Raw genomic sequence first — 16,975 nt, forward strand, 5'->3', positions numbered from 1 at the left:
GCGGGGAGGTAGCTGATGAGCGATCGAAGTGCAATTGAGTGGACTGAGGCGACGTGGAATCCGACGACAGGATGTGACCGGGTTTCCTCTGGGTGCGACAACTGCTACGCGCTGACGTTGGCCAAGCGGTTAAAGGCGATGGGGGCGGCGAAATATCAGAATGACGGGGATCCGCGGACGTCGGGGCCGGGGTTCGATCTGACCGTGCATCCCGATGCGCTGGATGTTCCGTACGGGTGGAAGAACCCGCGGACGGTGTTCGTGAACTCCATGTCGGATCTGTTCCATGCCCGGGTGCCGCTGGACTTCGTACGGCAGGTCTTCGAGGTCATGGCGGACACGCCGCAGCATACGTACCAGGTGCTGACCAAGCGGGCCAGGCGCCTGCGGCAGGTCGCCGACCAGCTCGTGTGGCCGGGGAACCTCTGGATGGGTGTCTCGGTGGAAACAGCGAAGGAACTTCCCCGGGTTGATGATCTGCGACAGGTGCCCGCCGCGGTCCGGTTCCTGTCCTGTGAGCCGCTGCTGGGTCCGCTGGAGGGGCTGAACCTGGAAGGCATCCACTGGGTGATCGCCGGCGGTGAGTCCGGCCCGCGGCATCGGCCGATGGAAGAAGCCTGGGTGACACAGATCCGTGATCTGTGCCTGGAGGAGCGTGTCGCGTTCTTCTTCAAGCAGTGGGGCGGCCACACGCCTAAGGCCGGCGGCCGCACCCTGCAAGGCCGTACCTGGGATCAGATGCCTGCGTTCACCGGCGCCTGACGGTTTTCACCGAGGGGGCTGCACGATGAGTTCGTGGGTTTTCCCTCCGATGCCCGTGCTGGCCGTCCGGCCGCTGCTGTGCAGCAGCTTGACGGCTTTGCGCGCGGCGGGTTCGGTGACCTGCCCGTAGTAGTCGCCGAACACGTCCAACGTGTGGTTGAGCAGTTTGAAGGGCCGTTTCTGCTGGTGCAGGATCCGTTCCATGTTGTCGGCCATTGCGGGCACGGCAGCGTCGATGACCTCCTGCGGGTCCGGGCGGACCACCGAGGTAGCAGAGAAGAGAGCGTCCGGGTCTTCCCGTTCCTCCTTGATCTCAAGTCCCTCCCACCATGCGTCGCGAGCCCGGGCGACGGCGTCGCCGAAGAACCACAGGCCGTGTTCGCTGCGGGAGCCGAAGACCAGGTGGTACACCGCCTTCTGCCCGTGCTTTCTGGCGACCGGCACCGACTGGACGAACATGCCGGTCTTCTCCCTCAGCCGCTGGGCGTACTGGGCGGCCACGATCTCGTCCACGTCCGCCGCGGCCGGCTCGTCCGGCCGGAAGTACTCACGCCACCACCGGCCGCCGCACGCCTCGTCGAAGCGCTCGGAGGAGCGTTCCAGACCGCGGGCGGAGCGGGCATTGCCTCCCAGGCGCCGTACCGCGTCCATGCTGAAGTTCATCAAGAACTCGGTCGGCTGCCAGAGCCGCGGAGTACTGCGCCGCTGGTTCAGCGTCTGAACGATCCGGTCGAACGGCAGCCCCAGGCCGCACGGATCAAGGAACAGGAATAGCGGGAGCCCTTCGGCAACCCGCAGAACCTCGCCCAGAACTCCGCCCACGTCGCCGTGATGCACCCTCGCGTCCACGCCCAAGGCGCGGTAGTGGGCAGCGACCTGGTCCAGACGGGCAACGGAATCGGGTTTCTGCTCCACGAAGAAGCAGTTCCATAACAACGCGTTCTTCTCCAGGTGATGAGCGGCCACCTGCATCGCGATCTCCGCAGAGCCGGGGTCGCCGCTCTCGTACCGTCCCTCGCCCGCATAGCCGTCGAGGTACACGACCTGGTGACGACCGCGCGAGCCGGTCATCCCGCCGAAGCGGGGAATGTACTGACCGAGCAGCTTGTGCTTGAGGACACTCGGCAGCGCCTGTGAGGCCCAATAGTCCTTGTCGGTGCCCGTCGCCATGGTTTCTCCCCCACCCACCCCAGAATCCACTGTGATAACCGATATTGAGGTAAGCGTCACGCACCGTAAAGAGGGCGGCAGGGCCGGGACACGGGCCGTGGTGAGGCATGTTGGGCGGCCGCGGCTATCGAACCGCCCGGCAGCTGCCAGGCGCCCTACGTGCGTTTGGGGCCCGTCTCAAACAAGCTGAGGTCTACCGCCTGGTGCGCAGAAGGTCGCGCCGTGCGGTGACGATCTCGCGCCACCGTGCACGGGTGACCTGTTCGCCGTCCAGCCAATGCGGCGCCGTGTGCTCAGCGGGGAGCGGGAGGCCGGCCATGAAGTGCGCGATGTCGATGTAGTACGCGTAGTCGCCGTCCTGGGTCAGTTCGCGCAGTCGGGAGATGGTGGCGCTCAGCCCGTCATGGTCTTCCAGGACAGCCTGGTGGAAGGCGGCTGCGAGCTCGAGGGTGGGGGCCATGGAGGTGAGGCCGGCGACGTCGAGTTCGGTGCGCAGGGCGCGGACGCGGTCGTTGAGTGTGGGGTTGCCGGCGTCCCGGATGAGGGCGGCGATGGCCGCGTTGATCGTGGTGGCGCGCAGGTCGAGGTGTGCGAGGAGTTGTTCGGCGAGGTCGATTTCGTCGTCGGCCTGGTGAGGGTCGTAGAAGGCGATGGCGAGGGCGCGCAGGGCTTGATTGTGTGCGGCCTCGCCGGCTTTGGCGTGTTGTTCGGCCTCGAGGCGCCCGGCCTGGTAGGCGGCGGCCGCGCGTGCCGGCTCTCCCTGGACCCACCACACGTCGCCCAGGACGCGCTGATGGCGGCCTTCCCACCCCAGGGTCTGTGCGGCGGCGTACGTGGTGGGAAAGTCCCCGGCCAGCCGAGCGGCCTGGGCAAGGCCACGCCGGGCGGCCGGGGCCAGGCGGCCGCCGCCGTCGACGACCTGCTGGTATCCGCGGCGCGAGTCCGCGCTGTGCCCGATGTCGCGGTGGGCCTTGGCCCGGTAGTAGAGGGCCATGTGCTGCAGGTCATCGGGGAGCAGGCGGCTGTCGATGACCGTGGTGAGGCGGGCGGCGGTGCGTGAGCGGTGTTCATGCTGGCGGCGGGCGAGCGCGCTGAGGAGTTCGACCAGGGCGTCGGCGGCCGTACCCAGTCCCGCCTCGGTTTCGGTGTCGGGCGGGGCGAGGGGCTCCCACACGGAGTCGCTGACGTAGGTCCAGGCAGCGGGTGTGAGCCAGTCGAGGTCAAGGCGGTGGTCGCGGGCGAGGCGCAGGCCCTGGCGTAGGCAGGCGATCAGCAGGAGCCGGTCCGGGCCGGGGGCGCCCTGGTGCTGTTCGCCCAGGGTGGTGAAGGCGCGCCGGGCGGCCTGTTGCCAGTCGGCGTCGGTCCAGCGGTCGTCGGTGGTGTCTTCGGCGTTGCGTACGGCCGAGCGGATGAGTCCGTGGAGGTGGAAGGGCCACAGGCCGAAGGGGTTGTCGTGGACGAAGGGCCGCTCGGTCAGCCGCTGGGCGGGCCCCTCGTGGGCGAGGCCGGCGGCGCGCGTGGCGAGGGGCACGTCGAAGGCGTCCAGCAGGCTCACCGAGCGCAGGACGTGGCGTTCGTCGGGGGTGAGGTCGGACAGGGTGCGGGAGACCAGGGCGGGGAAGTCGTGGTCGAAGTCACCGGGCTGCAGGGTGTGGCCGCTGCGGCGCAGTTCCAGGAACCGGGCGACGGACAGATCGAGGTACAGGGGCAGGCCGTGCGAGCGGGCGGTGATGACCTGCCGGATGTTCTCGCCGATGAGGGGCTGGCCGTCGCGGGTGAGGCGGCGGGCGAGGTAGTCGTCGCAGTCCTCGGGGGAGAAGTCGCCGATCAGCACCTGCCGCGCCGTGCCGACACCGGTGGGGGTGCGGGCGGCAGGCACGGCTGTGTGAGCGAGCCCGGGCCAGGCGGCGGGGCCGGTGTAGTCGAGTTGCCCTTGCAGGGCGGGGTCGGCCCATTGCAGCCGGGAGCGCCCGGTGATCACCCAGAAGGCGTTCGGCAACAGCCACACCGTCCGCTGGATCAGCCGCTCCAGGTCGCGGCGGGTGCGGTCGCCGATGTCCTCGAACGTGTCCAACAGCACGACCGGCACAGCCTTCTTTCCGTCGGGGAGGCGGGCGAGCTCCCACGCCAGCAGGTGGGAGTAGAAGGCGAGGGTGTCCAGGTCGGGTTCGGCCTCCAGCAGGTCCGCCAGCCGGGCGCAGCCGGCCAGGGCCCGGACGGTCTGGCGGCGTTCGCGCAGCGCGCCGATGAGGGCACCGGTGACCTGGCCGACGACCGAGCCGATGGTGCCGGGCAGCATGAGTGCCTGCGCGACGTCGGCGAGCGCGGACTGCATCTGCTGCGGCAGGGCCTGCCCGAACCGGGAGCCGAGACCCGCACGGCGCAGGTATTCCTCCAGCGGTTCGCCGGGGTGGTTGGCCTCCCAGTAGCGGCGCAGCGCCAGGTCGAAGGCGGGCAGGGGCCGGCCGATCCTGGTGAGGGCGGCCCGGATCGTCAGCACGATCTGCTCGAAGTCGGTGCCGGCGGAGCGGGCGAGGTCGATCCGTACGGGCAGGATCCGGTCGGCCGGCCAGCCCGGTGCGCCCCACTGGGAGGGGCGGCGTCCGGCGTCGGCGAGCGCTGCCTCCAGCGTCCGGGACAGGGTTGTTTTGCCGATGCCGCCCACGCCGTGGAAGACGAGGACGTGGTTGCGGGGCGCCTCGAGGTCCTCGGGGTCGAAGCCGGGGGCACCGACATGCTGGAGGTGCTCGGTGAGCGCGGCCGCGACCGTCTCCCACTGCGAGGACCGGTTCGTGAACGCCTCTGCGGCCTGCACGCTGCGGTCGTTCGTGCTGAACAGGGCCCTGAGATCCCGGCCTGCCACATCCACCCCCGAAAAATGATCACTCGCAGGTCAACCTATGCCCGCCCTGAGGGATTTGGGGAGTCCGCCTGCTGCCGTGGCCCGCCTGAGTGACGGATTCAGGCCTGCCGATGCCGCCTTGGAGCGCCATGGCGGCACCGAACCGGGCAGGCGGGCCGGGAGGACAATGACCCATCCGTTCAAGATCAGAACAACGAGGGGTTTGCCATGCCCGGTACACCAGATGAGCCCGACTTCTCCGGCCTGGACGGGGGCGAGGATCAGCAGGCGGACGACATCGTGCGGGAGGTGGTGGGCTGGTACAACGCTCAGATCATTGCGGAACGCCGTGCACCGGTGCCCGACGATGATCGGATCGAGGCGTTGAAGGCAGGCCGTGAGGCCGCGCTCGCTGACCAGGCGCAGCTGGCGACCGCCGATCCGGAGGAGGAGGCCCGGATCGCCGCCGTCTACGCGGCCCGGCTCAGGGAACTCAAGGAGTCGTAGCCGGAGGCATGCTGCCGTACCGGCAGGGGCCACACGGACGGATGCGGCCGGTCGATGCTGGCCGGCTGCATTCGAGGCGGCATCAGGGGCCGGGCGAGCGCGGCGATTTCGTCCAGTTCGCCGCGGTGGCGGGGCAGTGCCCGGCGCAGCGCCTGGTGGAGCTGGAGGAATGCCATGGCCTCCTGCTCGGTGTACGGGCGGAGCCGCTCCGCGGCGAGCGCCCACGATGCCCTGCCGGAGCCGTCGGCCTCGTGGCGCAGCAGGGCCTGCCCGTCACGGCGGATCACGGTGATGGCCGCGATCTGCGGGTGCCGCTCGGCGACTGCGACGATATCGGCGAGCGCCTGGAAGCAGGTGTCGTGCCCGGAGCGTGTGGTGAACCGGCCGGTGCCGCCGATCTGCAGCGCCCGGGCGTACCGCAGGGCGGTAGCGAGACGGCTGTCGGCTGCACGTACGGCCAGGACGACAAGCTCCACTGGATAGCCGTCGGTCGCAAAGGGCAGCGCGCTGTCGAGGAACTCCGCCACGCTCCCGGGGGCGGCCTCGATCAGGACGTCGCCGCGGTGACTGCGCACGTACTCCTCGGCCCGAGAGAACCAGGCGCGGTAGTCGGTGCGGATCGCAGCTCCTGCGCTGCGGGGATCGTCGCGCAGCAGCTGGAAATAGTCGGGGTGCGAGGCCTTGAAGTCATCGCCGACCAGTCGGGTCGTGCCGGTCCTCATCGCGCGCCGGACCATCCTGGCGGCCAGTAGCTTGCCCGCCCCGGGCTGGCCCAGGACATACACGGCGCGCGGGTCGTCCCGGCGTGTGACGCCTGCCAGGACCGTTGGGGTGATCAGTTCGTCGAAGATCCACCGGTGCTCATCGGCCGACAGTCGGTGGTAGGCGACCCCGGGCGGTGTCGTGGTGGGCTGGGCGATGCGGCGGACCGGCTCGGACCAGGCGGCCGCGCGCTCGCTGTCGCGCTGCACTGCCAGGCGCCGGTCCTCGTCGGCCAGCTCGGTGTGTACGCGCCGGTCGGTGTGGGCGAGAGCGTGGCGGAAGACGGCGGTTTCGGGTGCGGTCCACGGCCGTGCCCGCTCCGCCCGCAGCACCCGCTCGGCAGCCGGGCGGCACCTCCAAGTGCCCTCGGGGGTGAGGTCGTTGGTGTAGAGGGCGGTGCCGTCGCGCCGTACAACGGTGACGCGGTCGGCGAGCTGCTCGGCCTCGATGACGGCCAGCGTGGCGAGCAGCCCCTTCGCGCACGTGTCGTGGTTCTCCCACGACACGTACCGGCCCCCGCCGTCGGCGGCCTCGGTGAGGAAGCGGTCCACGATCCCGAGCTGACTCAGGGCCTCCGAGATGGCCAGCACCACCACCTCGATCCGGTGGCCGGCTGCCCGGTAGGCGCGGGAGGAGGCGCGGAAGTCGTCCGGGTCGGCGAGTGCCGACTCCACCACGGCGTCGAAGCCCATCTCGCGGACGTGGGCTTCGACGGCGGCCTGCCACCGCGCGGTGTCGGGACGCACCAAGGCTCCGGCCGTACGGACATCGGCCTCCAGGACGCCGGCGTAGTGACGGTGGAGCGGCTTGTACAGGTCCCGACCGACCCGCACGGCACCGCCACGCCGGGCCAGGACCGCTGCCACGCGGTCGGCGAGCGTGGTCTTTCCGGCCCCGGGTTGCCCGGCGACGACGACCACGACCGGCCGCAGCTGGTGTACCGCCTGGCGTGTGGCCGCCGGGAGGATGACCCGGTCCAGGGCCTCGAGGCTCTCCTGCTCGGACAGGATGGCCGACTCGTTGTCCGATCTCGCCAACGAGTCCTCCTGGTAAGTGAGTTGATGCGCCCTGCCGGTCAAGATCACCCTACCAGAAAAATCCGATCGAGTTAAAGAAACGGGTTAAATGGCAGGGCAAACGCTGGTAGTGTTCGGCGTGGAGGTAGACAGATATGGCATCCGAGGAAGAGCTGTTCGCGAATATCGACGCATTGCTGGAGGAAGAGCCGCAGCTTCCGCCCCCGGCGGAGCGTGCCCGGCTTCGTGAGGCCGCCGGCATCACCCAGGCCCGCCTCGCGCAGGCCTTGAAGTCGACGGTGCAGACGGTCAAGAACTACGAGAACGGGCGGAGCGAGCCGAAGTCGCCGCGTCTGGAGGCGTACCAGCGGCTGCTGAACGGCTGGGCAGCGAAGTACCCCGCGCACGCCGTCTCCGTCGCTCCCGCTCCGGCCGTTACGCCGCAGCCGGTGTCGGTTCCGGAGACGTTCACCGGCCCGGCCGCGCCCGAGACGTCCGAAGCGGAGACGGCCCCGGTCCAGGCGCCCGCCGTCGCGGCCGCGCCGGAGCGTCCGGCCGCCCGCCCGGCGACGTCGCGGCGTCCCGCGACGAAGAAGGCCGCGAAGCCCGCCGTTGACCCGCGGTTCCCGCACGGTCCGCTCGCGGTGCTGGACGGTGACGGCAGCGCGTACGGCGTGGACGGCATCGTGCTCGACTGCCCGGCGACCACGGTGGTGGAGCTGGTGGAGTGGACGCTACGCGAGTCCGGTCTCGGTGCCGCGAAGCTCAACCGGTACGGCAAGGACTCCGACCCGCTGATCGTGCTCACCGCGTCGGCCGCCGTGAAGCTAGGGCTGCCGGAGCGCCTGGAGGGCCACGAGCAGCGCCGCTCCCTGCGCCTGCCCGAGGACCACCCGGTGGTCAAGCAGGTGGCGAAGGCGAAGTGGCAGCTCACGCAGCGCGGGTTCGGCCCGTGGGCGCGGATCTACCGCAAGGCCCAAGGGCGCGACCGGCAGTGCGTGCAGCTCGCCATCCTGTCGTGGGACGCCCTCGATGAGCGCTCCTGGCCCGGCGTCGCAGAGATGGAGGCGGCCGACATCGCCCGCGTCCTCGGCGTGTACGCCACCCGGGTCATCACCCCGCGCGGCTCCACGGCCGTCTCCGGGCTGGAGCTGATGACGGCGCTGCGCCCGCCGACGAAGGCCGTACAGGATCCGGAGACCGGGAACTGGGTGTCCGGCTACAACGCGGGCTCGCTGGGGACGGAGCCGATGGACCCGGCGCCGCCGGAGGCCACCGCCGAACACCCCGTCGTCGTGAACAGCGGCTGGACCGGCGGGTTCCTCAACGAAGAGGCGTACCAGTGGGTGCGCTCGGTGGACACGCTCAGCGATGAGGAGTGCACGCTGCCCTTCGCCATCGGCCTGGACCTCAACACCGCGTTCCTCGCGGCCGCGGCCCGGCTGGTCGTCGGCCTGTCCGCCCCGGACCACTTCCACAACCCGAAGTTCAACCCGAAGATCCCCGGCTCCTGGCTGGTCGACCTCTCCCACATCGAGCTGGACCCGCGCCTGCCCAGCCCGTTCACGCCGGACGGCACCCGGCCGACGGGACCTGCCTGGTACCAGACGCACACCGTCGCCTACGCCCAGGAGCTCGGGCACGACGTCCACCCGATCGAGGCGTACCTGCGCCGCGAGACCGGCGCGTACCTGGACCCTTGGCACGACCGGCTCCGGAACGCGTACGTCGACACCCTGGCCGACCTCGGTGTCACCAAGGACCTGGACGACCGGGCCTTCCTCGCCGCGATGGAGCAGCACAAGCAGAACGACCCGGCGATGGCCGCTGTCCTGTCCGCCATCAAGGCGACCGTGAAGGGCGGCGTGGGCAAGCTCCGCGAGCGCCCCCAGGGCAAGCACTACAAGGAAGGTGAGACGTGGCCGGCCCTGCAGCGGCCGACCTGGCGCCCCGACATCCGCGCCGCCGTCATCAGCAAGGCCCGGGTCAACATGCACCGCAAGCTGAACAACATGGTCAAGCTGACGGGCCTGTACCCGCTCGCTGTGCTGTCCGACTGCGTCGTCTACCCCTCACCGGGGGAGAGCCCGCTGGACTTCCTGCCGTACGCCGCATCCGGCAAGCCGCAGCCCGGCGGATTCCGCCTCGGGCCCACGCCGGGCCTGGCGAAGCTGGAGGGCGTCCAGACGATGCTGTGGGCGGTCGACCTGATGGAGAAGGGCCTCAACCCGGCCCGCCACATCAAGGGCGGCGACGCCGTCCTGGACGAAGGGGAGTAGACCGTGGGGGAGATCAAGGACGCCATCGAGCGCGCCGACCGGGAGTCCTTCACCCGCCAGCCGCCCAAGACCTTGAAGGGTCAGATCGGCTACCTGCTCAAGCAGTTGGGCAGCGCGAAGGCCGTCGCGGCGGAGCTCGGTGTCACCGCCGACTCCGTCAACCGCTACCGGCGCGGGGCCCGCAAGCACGCCCGCGCTGACGTCGCTTCGAAGATTGACGACGCGGTGCGGGCCCGCTGGCAGCCCCAGGTCCGCAAGCGCCGGCAGAAGCAGGCCGCCGCCTCGGGCGGGATCACGGTGGAGACCCGGGCACGCTTCGGGTACACCGCAGCCGTCGGCACGACCGACGACGGACGGTTTCGGCGACTCACCGTGCACCTCCCCCCGGAGTACGCCCGCCGCCTGTTCGACGCCCGTGAAGCGGGCGCCAGCGACCAGCAGATGCGTGGGATCATCGCCGAAGGATTTAAGGAAATCTATTTCCAGGATGGCGGCGGCCGCGCCATGGGACTCTCAGATGTCGCCATCAACGACATCGACTACATGGATTTCGACTTCTAACTCGGATCCGTTGCACGTACGCTCCGCGGCGTGGACTTGAAGTGGACCGTCACCGCAGTACTTCCCGTCATCACGCTGATCCTCGGCGCGTGGCTGAACCAGCGAAGTGAAGAGCGCCGAGAGACAGCAGCACTCCGTCGTGAGGTACGGCTCCGCCAGCTGGAGCGAGACCACGTACGGTTGGAACGCCGGGAGTCGTTCGAACTGACTCACCTCGAAGAGGTCTACGACGCGCTCAGGAAGGCGAACACGGCGGCAATCATGTTCCGGGTGATGCGCACATCAGGCGACGACCCAGACTCTCCTGGTCGGGAGCTGTCTGAGGTGAATCGCCAGCTCGCCAGCCTGACAAAACTCGTCCTTGATGACGACATCCGGCGCAAGGTGCTTCAGGCGAGTACCGACGCCAACGGCATGGCCATCGACCCGGCTCCTCCTTCAGCCAACCCCGATTCGGCAGTGAAAGCTCAGGTGAGCCTGGGAGAGGCTCAGGAAGTGATCGCCAAGCGTCTCAGGGAGATCTACGGGCCGCGCCCCAGCCTGTAGCTGCGGCCGCGCTCCTTGAGGACTACACCGACTACGGCGTTGACTGACGCCCACCGGCATGGGAAGGGATCACCGCATGTCCGTCCCCACCGCCCCACACCGCGCGTACGGTGGCGATACGACCCGCCAGGAGGATCCGATGAGCGCGCAGCCCGAGGAAGCCCCCGCCCCGCCGGCCCCCGCGGCCGCCGCCCAGCTGCTCCAGGAGCTGCGCGCCGACCGGCGTGCCGACACGTGGGTGCCCGCGTTCGAGCAGGACTGGGCACGCGCGCTGGACGACGCCCGGCACTCTTTCAGCCTCGCCCCGGTCCACGACGTCGTCCGCACCTGGCGGGCCCGCCTCGCCTCCGCCCCGGCTGTTGACGCCTTCCTCGCGGGCGGGTGCGACGACTCTGACGGCATCGACCTGGACCAGGTCCTCGGAGCCCGTACGTGAGCGACGCGCAGCCGCCCTGGCCCGCCCGCCTGTCGCCCCAAGCAGCAGGCACCGCGAAGGAGTTGCCCGACCACGCACGCGAGATGCTCCGGGACGTCCTGGACATCGCCGGCCGCGACCCGTGGTCTTTCCCGCCCTTCAACTCCCGCGACCCCGAAGGCGAGGACGTCCGCTCTGCTGCGGTCGGACAGCTCACCGCCGTCTACTGGATCAACCGCCCGGCCGGACGCCTGTACGTGGTGGACATCGTCTGGCTCGGCTGACCCCGTCACGATCGAACGGCTCCGCCCCCGGCATGTCAGCTGCCGGGGGCGGAGCCGTTTCACATCGTGCGGGCCACCGACCTCGCGCCGAAGGCTGTGGCCAGGCGCCTACCAGCTGTCGTGCGAGCCCGAGCGCACGGTCGGCACGTTGAGCCTGATGGTCGCGAGGCGCTCCGACGCTGGACTCTCTGCGACTGACCTCGTCAGATCCTCCACGGAATGCTGGAGGACGGTCGGTAAACCAGCAGCCTCTATTTCCTCCGTGCTGGAGAGGCGGAACCCGCACAGTCCGCACAGGAGACCTTCGGCCTTCAGTTCCAAGTCGAACAGCGGGGAGTCTCCGTCCACGGCCAGGAACAGAGCTGCTGCCTCCCGGCCACAGGCAGGGCACTGGCTCAGGGTCTGGAACAGTGCCTGTTCCGGACCGACCTCGACCACGGTCAGCCCGCGTTCACTCACTGCTTGCTCAACGCCGTCGACTGCTCCCTCCGGAAGGTCAGCGAAGCGCGTCCTGAACCGCTGCCGGGCCTGGTTCATCCTCAGGTGCACGTCCCTCTGCAGGCGGTCCGCTCTGTCGTCCTCGATCACTTGGACCGTGTCCGACCAGGACTCCCAGAAGGAACCGCGGTCCTGCCCCAGGTGCTGCAAGAGCTTGTCCACGGTCGCGACGAAGGTCCCGAGGTAGTCCTCCACATCGTCTGTCCCGAGGTGAGCGACACCGTTGCGCAGCTCGATCAGACCGTCCAGGTCGTCAGCTTCGCTGCTGGATTTCTGTCTCTGCGGGAGGACATCCATCTTCCGCAGCCGGCCGATCGCCGTCGACGCACCGATGGTCCTCAGGCGTGCCGGCGGTGTGGACAGCGCTCCAGCGAAGTGAAGCAGCATGTCGTCCTTGCCGTTCACCTCGGTGAGCAAGGTGGGATGAACGCTGGCCAACGCCGCCTTCGCCAGGCGCTCCACACTGACGCCAGCGTGCAACAGGAAGACCTCCTGGTCCTCCTCGGCATGGGCTTCCATCGCCAGGTGGGCAAAGCGCTTGGCGCCTTCGTAGAGGCGATCGAACGTGACCGGCGAGTCCATGCCGGGACCATACCGGCAGCTCAAGGACACAGCCGGTGAATTATCCCGGAGGGCGTCACCCGCCTCCGGCGAGTTGTGAGGTCTGTGAGGCTCACAGCCCGTTTCCCCAGGTGAACGGCCCGTCCTGTGAGGCTGAGAGGTTGTGAGGGGCCGCGTGACACAGCCGGTTTCCACCGCCGTGTTCACCCTGCCGTCCCTGTCGCCAAAGACGCCGTGCCGCCCCTCTTGCGGGTGAATCCCACGCCCGCGGCGCCCTCCGGTTACTTCCTGCGAGTGACGCCGTGTCAGTCCCGCTCCCTACCGTCCGAACCGTGAGACCTCTGCGCCTTTGTGGCGCCCGATGAAACGGCGGTGATCCGTCATGTCCCTGGTCGACGGGCTGCGAAGCCCCCACACCCCGCTGCGCCGGTTCCTGGACCGCGAACTGTCCGCCGGCGCGAAGCCGTTGCGTGACAGCTTCCGCGCTCAGCACCGCGCCGATCACGTCCTGCTCCCGCCGCCCGGCGTCGGCACCGAGGCCGGCACCGTCGGTACCGCGATCGACCAGCGGCTGCGCCTGGCCTTCACCGCGGCCGCGCCCGTCGACGACGCCTCCCTGATCGGGATCGAGCTGTCGGGTGGGATCGGCGGCCGCGGGGCGGGCCTGCGGATGCGCGCGGTCGGCAACGAGCTCGCGGTGCGCCTGACTGAGACGGTGCAGCGCCTGGACCTCGCCAACCGTGAACTGCCGATCGATCGAGGCCAGGACGAAGAGGATGTCCTGGCGCGCATGCTGATCGCCGCGGCCTGGTACCAGGTCCTCGCCCGTACGGCGATCGGGTTCGCCTTCACCCCGCTCGCCAATGCCGCCCTCGAGGACCCGGGCGCCTTCACCTTCACGCGGCTGCTGGAGCTCCCGGACCGTGACCTGGTGGCCGACGTCACCGCCCAGCTCCACAAGGCCGCCCAGGGCCCCTTGGAGGCGTTGCGCGCCCGTACCTGGCCAGAGGACTGCGTCGGCGGGCCGACGTTCGCCGGCGCTCAGATCACGGCCGATGCCGACCTTGTCGTCGATGGTCTGCTGCTCGACTTCAAGAGCGCCCGCCGCCCGCTGGCGGAGATGTCCCAGCGCACGGCGTGGCAGCTGACCGGCTACCTGCTCCTCGATGCCGCCGACCGGTACCGGGTCGACACAGTCGGCCTCTACCTGTCCCGCTCCGGGGTCCTCACTTCCTGGCCCGTCGACGACTACCTCGCCCTGCTGGGCGCCTGCCGCCGCGACCTCACCGAACTGCGCGACGTGTTCGCCGAACTCCTCGCCGGATGCCACGGCCAGGCCGACGCCCGGTACTTCGGCACGGACGAAGAGACCGAGCGCGTCCGGCAGCTGCTTGAGCGCCTGGCGCCGGTCGCCGGGCCCGGCTGCTGCCCCGTGTGCACCCAGGCCCTGCCCGACTCCAGCCGCCGGCCCCGGAAGTTCTGCACCACCTGGTGCCGCGACCGCGAGAAGGTCCTCCGGCGCCGCGGACTGCTGCCCGGCGGCCCGCGCCCGCTGCTCCCCGCACCACGCAAGCATCGCCTGGACCTCCCCGACGACGCGGAGATTGTGAGCCTAACAACCCGAATCCCCAGGTAGACAGGACGCGCTGTGAGGCTGTGAGTTGTGAGTGCAGCAGTCGGCGAGGGCTGAGACTGCTGCACGGTGCTGCTCCTGGTCCTGCTGCTCCTTGTGGTGTGCAGCAAGGCGCTACTCGGTGGTGTCGGGTGGTTGGTGGGCGCCGTGGTGGTGGTGCTGCTCGTGATCCTGGTGGTGGGCGGCGGAGGGCTGCTCGAGTGGTGTCGTGGCTGGAGCGCAGCATTTACATGGGCCAGGCGGCACACGGCTGCTGCACGGGTAGCAGGCCGGCCCCGGCCGGTGCAGCACGGCTAGCTGCTGCACGCTGCTCGGACTCTGCTGCAACCAGCCCCGCCCGCTGCTACAGGAGCAGGCAGCAGGACCGCGGGCCCCCCAGCGGCTGCATAACATCGCAGATCTGCAATGTTCCTCAGGAGATCCATGCACGGCTGCTGCATACAGCGCCGGTAGGTCAGAGCACTACTGACCTACCGGCGCTGTTCGGTGGCGCTGCTGCCACGAAACGGTGGCAGCAGCGCCATATGCGGGACGGCTGCCTGCTGTTTCCCGCGGAGGGGAACGATGTACGCGCGGGTCGGAGCAACCGCTGGTTGTTCTGGAGAACCAGAACAAGACGGTTTACCTGGTGCTACCGCCCACCCACGCCACGCATGACTGACCTGCTGGTTTCCCCTGGAGGGGAAGGATGTATGCACCGGGTGTTCGCCGTCCGAAGCAGACGAATGTGCCCCCGATGCACATTCCTGTGCGCCAGGGGCACATTCCGCGGTCGGGTATCACCCGGGGGTGATGACGGGCGGCATCATCCGGCGGCGCGGACAGCCCGGAGCGGCTGGCTCTGACGCTTGGGCGGCGCGGTCTCGTACAGCGGAGCGGTGATCTCGGGCAGTTCGCCGGCCTCGATGCGCTCGGCAGCATCCTCGATCGCTTCCTCCAGCTCCTCCTGCGAGGCGTAGGAGGCAACGTAGGGGTGGAGGTAGTAAGTCCGGTACTTGCGGTCCTTGGGCCGCAGCACGAGGTTCCGGCTCTCCAGCAGCGACATCGCGGTGTTCGCGGAGTTCCGGGACAGGCCCACGCGGGCCCCCAGCTCGGCCTGGGAGGCGTTCACCTCACCGCCGGGCTCCTGACGCTCGATGAGAGCGCTCAGCAGCTCCATGGCGGCCTTGGTGAGGTCCAGCCGGTACAGCATTCCGAAACCGGCGCTGGCCTGGATCAGCATGCCTGCCCCTCCTCGTCGACGACTTCATCTTCCCCGTCTTCGACACCGAGCTCCAACTGCACGCTGCGCGGCGGCGGCGGGGCATTGAGGGCCGGGAAGACATCCTCAGGCAGCTTCCCGGTCTCCTTGTCGCGCAGTGCGTCCAGGATCTCGCGCTGGACGTCTCCGTTGCCCTCGAACCCGAGCATCGGGTTCACGAAGATCAGCCCGTTGTCCACGCGCTGGATCATGTGCCAGCTCTCCAGACGGCCGATGGCCCGCGTGACGTTCGACCGCTCTACGCCCAGCTTGTCGGCGATCTTCTTGTGCGTGGCGCGCAGCCACCCCTCGCGCTGCCGACCAATGCACCACAGGAGGACCGCGGACTGGATCGGCGACATGCCGTGCTGTGCGATGAGAACCGCCAGGACATCGGCGAGGAAGTCGTTGGAGACCACGCTGTAGCCGGACCGGCCGTACATGTCGTGGGGAGCGCGGTATGTGTACCGGACGCTGACGTCCATCTGCTGCACAGCCCGCTTGCGGGTCGGCGGCTTGATGTCCTTGCCCAGCCTGGAGGACAGGGTCTCGCGGAACGCGCTGTCACCACCGGGCGGAACGGCGGCGATGCGGCCCTTGCCGCGGCCGGCGGAAGGGCGCTTGGGCTGGGGAGGCATCGACGGAGGTCCTGTCCTCGATCTTGTGGGGTACGCGCCGGACACTAGCAGTTGTTCAAGCTCAGTTGGCAGATTTGTACACGCTGGCGTGGCGCTTTGGTGTCGGCGCCGACACAATCGATTTGGGCCGTGTTCCCTGGGAACACGTCGCCACCAGCAGCGTTACGCACTTGTACAAGTTGGGTTGGCAAATACGAGTGTCGACGTGGCACCGCGGACACATTTCCGCAGGTCAATGTGTTGTGGCTGACACATCCCCTTCCGGAAAAGACCAGGTCAGAGCAGGTTTCCGTGAGGCCCCCTCTTTTCCCTAAGACGCACGCGCGCGCGAGGGGCGCATCAGGACCGCGGGTCGTACCGCCCCCCGCCACCGACGCGCCAGCAAGCGAGGCACCCAGGTGCGCACGCCCCGGTCGTACCGGTCCTCAACCGACAACCCCACACGCACCGGCTTCCCGTCGCTGCGCACGCAGCCGTGGCTGAGGCGGCTTCGCGTGCGGCTCAGCTGCTCCCGTGCGGGTCGTGGAGGGCACCATCGGCTCTGAGTCTCGGGTGGTGCCGGCCGTGACGTTCAACAGCACGCAAGCGTGGCCGGTACCCGTGGGTGGTTCCGCCGCCCGGCCCCAGGGGGCCATTCGGCTCCGGTACCTCCGCACGTCGAATTCCGGCGCTCGCATATCGGGGCTTCCGTTCTGTGGCTGAGCAATTCAGGGCCGCGCAATTCTGCATTCCACCAGGTAACTTTTAGCGGAGGACCGGGGGTGGTGCGGCTAGAACCCAAACGCTACACAGCGCAGCAGCATGATGCATTACTCGCGGGACACCTTCGTCCTACCGGGTGATGCGTCGACTGATTCCACCCCGCTGTGGTGGGTTGGCGCGCGTGTATGCTGACCGGGCATCAGTGAACGTGAGTGGATGGCTTCGGGAATTGGGGAGGGGTTCGGGTGGAGCGCAGCGGAGCCCGTCACTGCGGTGGGGCCGGCACTCCGTCAGGTCGATGGTCCGTCACATTCGTTGCGGGGGTGGTGGCTGGGATTCCCAAGCCCTACACAGGCCCGCACGTGATGCACCTCCCCTTGCTGCCAGCCTCGGCGACCGCGCTTGCGCGGGTGCCCTCAATTCGCGCTTGCGCGAATTGACTTCCCGTCGGAATTCCGTTTACGGAATTCCATTCCGGCGCTTGCGCCGGAATTCGAATTGCGCTTGCGCAATTCGCGCTCTATGCCCCGGCTTGCCGGGGCATATCCCGCTCCGCGGG

At 69.1% G+C, this 16,975-nt stretch carries 14 protein-coding genes; 8 read left to right on the plus strand and 6 right to left on the minus strand.

Features of this window, described 5'->3' with window-relative positions:
- The first annotated feature begins 15 nt into the window (after positions 1-15).
- Positions 16-762, plus strand: a complete 747-nt coding sequence (locus BG482_RS29540; RefSeq protein ID WP_069772223.1) for a DUF5131 family protein — start codon at positions 16-18, stop codon at positions 760-762.
- A gap of 6 nt (positions 763-768) precedes the next feature.
- On the opposite strand, the gene tcmP is transcribed toward BG482_RS29540, so the two are convergent.
- Both tcmP and BG482_RS29550 read right to left on the minus strand, forming a co-directional pair.
- Positions 769-1,992 (minus strand): three-Cys-motif partner protein TcmP, encoded by a 1,224-nt coding sequence (tcmP, locus tag BG482_RS41610; protein WP_176741490.1) that lies wholly within the window; start codon positions 1,990-1,992, stop codon positions 769-771.
- 133 nt (positions 1,993-2,125) lie between these two features.
- Complete coding sequence (locus BG482_RS29550; protein WP_069772244.1) at positions 2,126-4,795, minus strand: ATP/GTP-binding protein; 2,670 nt, start codon at positions 4,793-4,795, stop codon at positions 2,126-2,128.
- Positions 4,796-5,002: 207 nt separating this feature from the next.
- Between BG482_RS29550 and BG482_RS29555 the strand changes: the two genes are divergently transcribed.
- Positions 5,003-5,281, plus strand: coding sequence for a hypothetical protein (locus BG482_RS29555; RefSeq protein ID WP_069772224.1), 279 nt, complete (start codon positions 5,003-5,005; stop codon positions 5,279-5,281).
- Here the strand turns inward: BG482_RS29555 and BG482_RS29560 are convergent.
- Positions 5,245-7,080, minus strand: coding sequence for a zeta toxin family protein (locus BG482_RS29560; protein WP_069772225.1), 1,836 nt, complete (start codon positions 7,078-7,080; stop codon positions 5,245-5,247). The two genes, BG482_RS29555 and BG482_RS29560, sit on opposite strands and share 37 nt — an antisense overlap.
- Positions 7,081-7,214: 134 nt before the next feature.
- Between BG482_RS29560 and BG482_RS29565 the strand changes: the two genes are divergently transcribed.
- From BG482_RS29565 to BG482_RS29585, 5 genes are all read left to right on the plus strand, one after another.
- The gene (locus tag BG482_RS29565) at positions 7,215-9,338 is read left to right on the plus strand and encodes a helix-turn-helix transcriptional regulator (protein ID WP_069772226.1); all 2,124 of its coding nucleotides are present in this window, start codon (positions 7,215-7,217) and stop codon (positions 9,336-9,338) included.
- Positions 9,339-9,341: 3 nt separating this feature from the next.
- Positions 9,342-9,899, plus strand: coding sequence for a terminal protein TpgA2 (locus BG482_RS29570; RefSeq protein ID WP_069772227.1), 558 nt, complete (start codon positions 9,342-9,344; stop codon positions 9,897-9,899).
- 30 nt (positions 9,900-9,929) lie between these two features.
- The gene (locus BG482_RS29575; RefSeq protein WP_069772228.1) at positions 9,930-10,445 is read left to right on the plus strand and encodes a hypothetical protein; all 516 of its coding nucleotides are present in this window, start codon (positions 9,930-9,932) and stop codon (positions 10,443-10,445) included.
- 139 nt (positions 10,446-10,584) lie between these two features.
- Positions 10,585-10,881, plus strand: coding sequence for a DUF6247 family protein (locus tag BG482_RS29580; RefSeq protein ID WP_069772229.1), 297 nt, complete (start codon positions 10,585-10,587; stop codon positions 10,879-10,881).
- Positions 10,878-11,144, plus strand: a complete 267-nt coding sequence (locus BG482_RS29585) for a hypothetical protein (RefSeq protein ID WP_069772230.1) — start codon at positions 10,878-10,880, stop codon at positions 11,142-11,144. Before BG482_RS29580 ends, BG482_RS29585 begins: the two co-directional genes overlap by 4 nt.
- Before the next feature lie 108 nt (positions 11,145-11,252).
- Here the strand turns inward: BG482_RS29585 and BG482_RS29590 are convergent, their stop codons facing one another.
- Positions 11,253-12,224 carry a hypothetical protein gene (locus tag BG482_RS29590; RefSeq protein WP_069772231.1) on the minus strand — a complete coding sequence of 324 codons (972 nt, stop codon included), beginning with the start codon at positions 12,222-12,224 and terminating at the stop codon, positions 11,253-11,255.
- A gap of 361 nt (positions 12,225-12,585) precedes the next feature.
- Here BG482_RS29590 and BG482_RS29595 point away from each other — a divergent pair, with 361 nt between their 5' ends.
- Positions 12,586-13,839: a hypothetical protein gene (locus BG482_RS29595; RefSeq protein WP_069772232.1), complete on the plus strand. Its 1,254-nt coding sequence runs from the start codon at positions 12,586-12,588 to the stop codon at positions 13,837-13,839.
- An 802-nt stretch (positions 13,840-14,641) separates the two neighbouring features.
- Here the strand turns inward: BG482_RS29595 and BG482_RS29600 are convergent.
- Positions 14,642-15,058, minus strand: coding sequence for a hypothetical protein (locus tag BG482_RS29600; protein WP_069772233.1), 417 nt, complete (start codon positions 15,056-15,058; stop codon positions 14,642-14,644).
- Positions 15,052-15,714, minus strand: a complete 663-nt coding sequence (locus BG482_RS29605; RefSeq protein WP_069772234.1) for a replication/maintenance protein RepL — start codon at positions 15,712-15,714, stop codon at positions 15,052-15,054. The genes BG482_RS29600 and BG482_RS29605 overlap by 7 nt, the downstream gene beginning before the upstream one ends.
- Positions 15,715-16,975: the final 1,261 nt, after the last annotated feature.

It is taken from the genome of Streptomyces sp. LUP30 (assembly GCF_001746365.1).
In the GTDB taxonomy this organism is placed as follows: Bacteria; Actinomycetota; Actinomycetes; order Streptomycetales; family Streptomycetaceae; genus Streptomyces.

What these genes read in the sequence shown, in the direction of transcription:
- BG482_RS29540 (WP_069772223.1), top strand. Translation starts at nt 16, where the DNA reads ATGAGCGATCGAAGTGCAATTGAGTGGACTGAGGCGACGTGGAATCCG.
- BG482_RS29555 (WP_069772224.1), top strand. Translation starts at nt 5,003, where the DNA reads ATGCCCGGTACACCAGATGAGCCCGACTTCTCCGGCCTGGACGGGGGC.
- BG482_RS29565 (WP_069772226.1), top strand. Translation starts at nt 7,215, where the DNA reads ATGGCATCCGAGGAAGAGCTGTTCGCGAATATCGACGCATTGCTGGAG.
- BG482_RS29580 (WP_069772229.1), top strand. Translation starts at nt 10,585, where the DNA reads ATGAGCGCGCAGCCCGAGGAAGCCCCCGCCCCGCCGGCCCCCGCGGCC.
- BG482_RS29590 (WP_069772231.1), bottom strand. Translation starts at nt 12,224, where the DNA reads ATGGACTCGCCGGTCACGTTCGATCGCCTCTACGAAGGCGCCAAGCGC.
- BG482_RS29595 (WP_069772232.1), top strand. Translation starts at nt 12,586, where the DNA reads ATGTCCCTGGTCGACGGGCTGCGAAGCCCCCACACCCCGCTGCGCCGG.
- BG482_RS29600 (WP_069772233.1), bottom strand. Translation starts at nt 15,058, where the DNA reads ATGCTGATCCAGGCCAGCGCCGGTTTCGGAATGCTGTACCGGCTGGAC.
- BG482_RS29605 (WP_069772234.1), bottom strand. Translation starts at nt 15,714, where the DNA reads ATGCCTCCCCAGCCCAAGCGCCCTTCCGCCGGCCGCGGCAAGGGCCGC.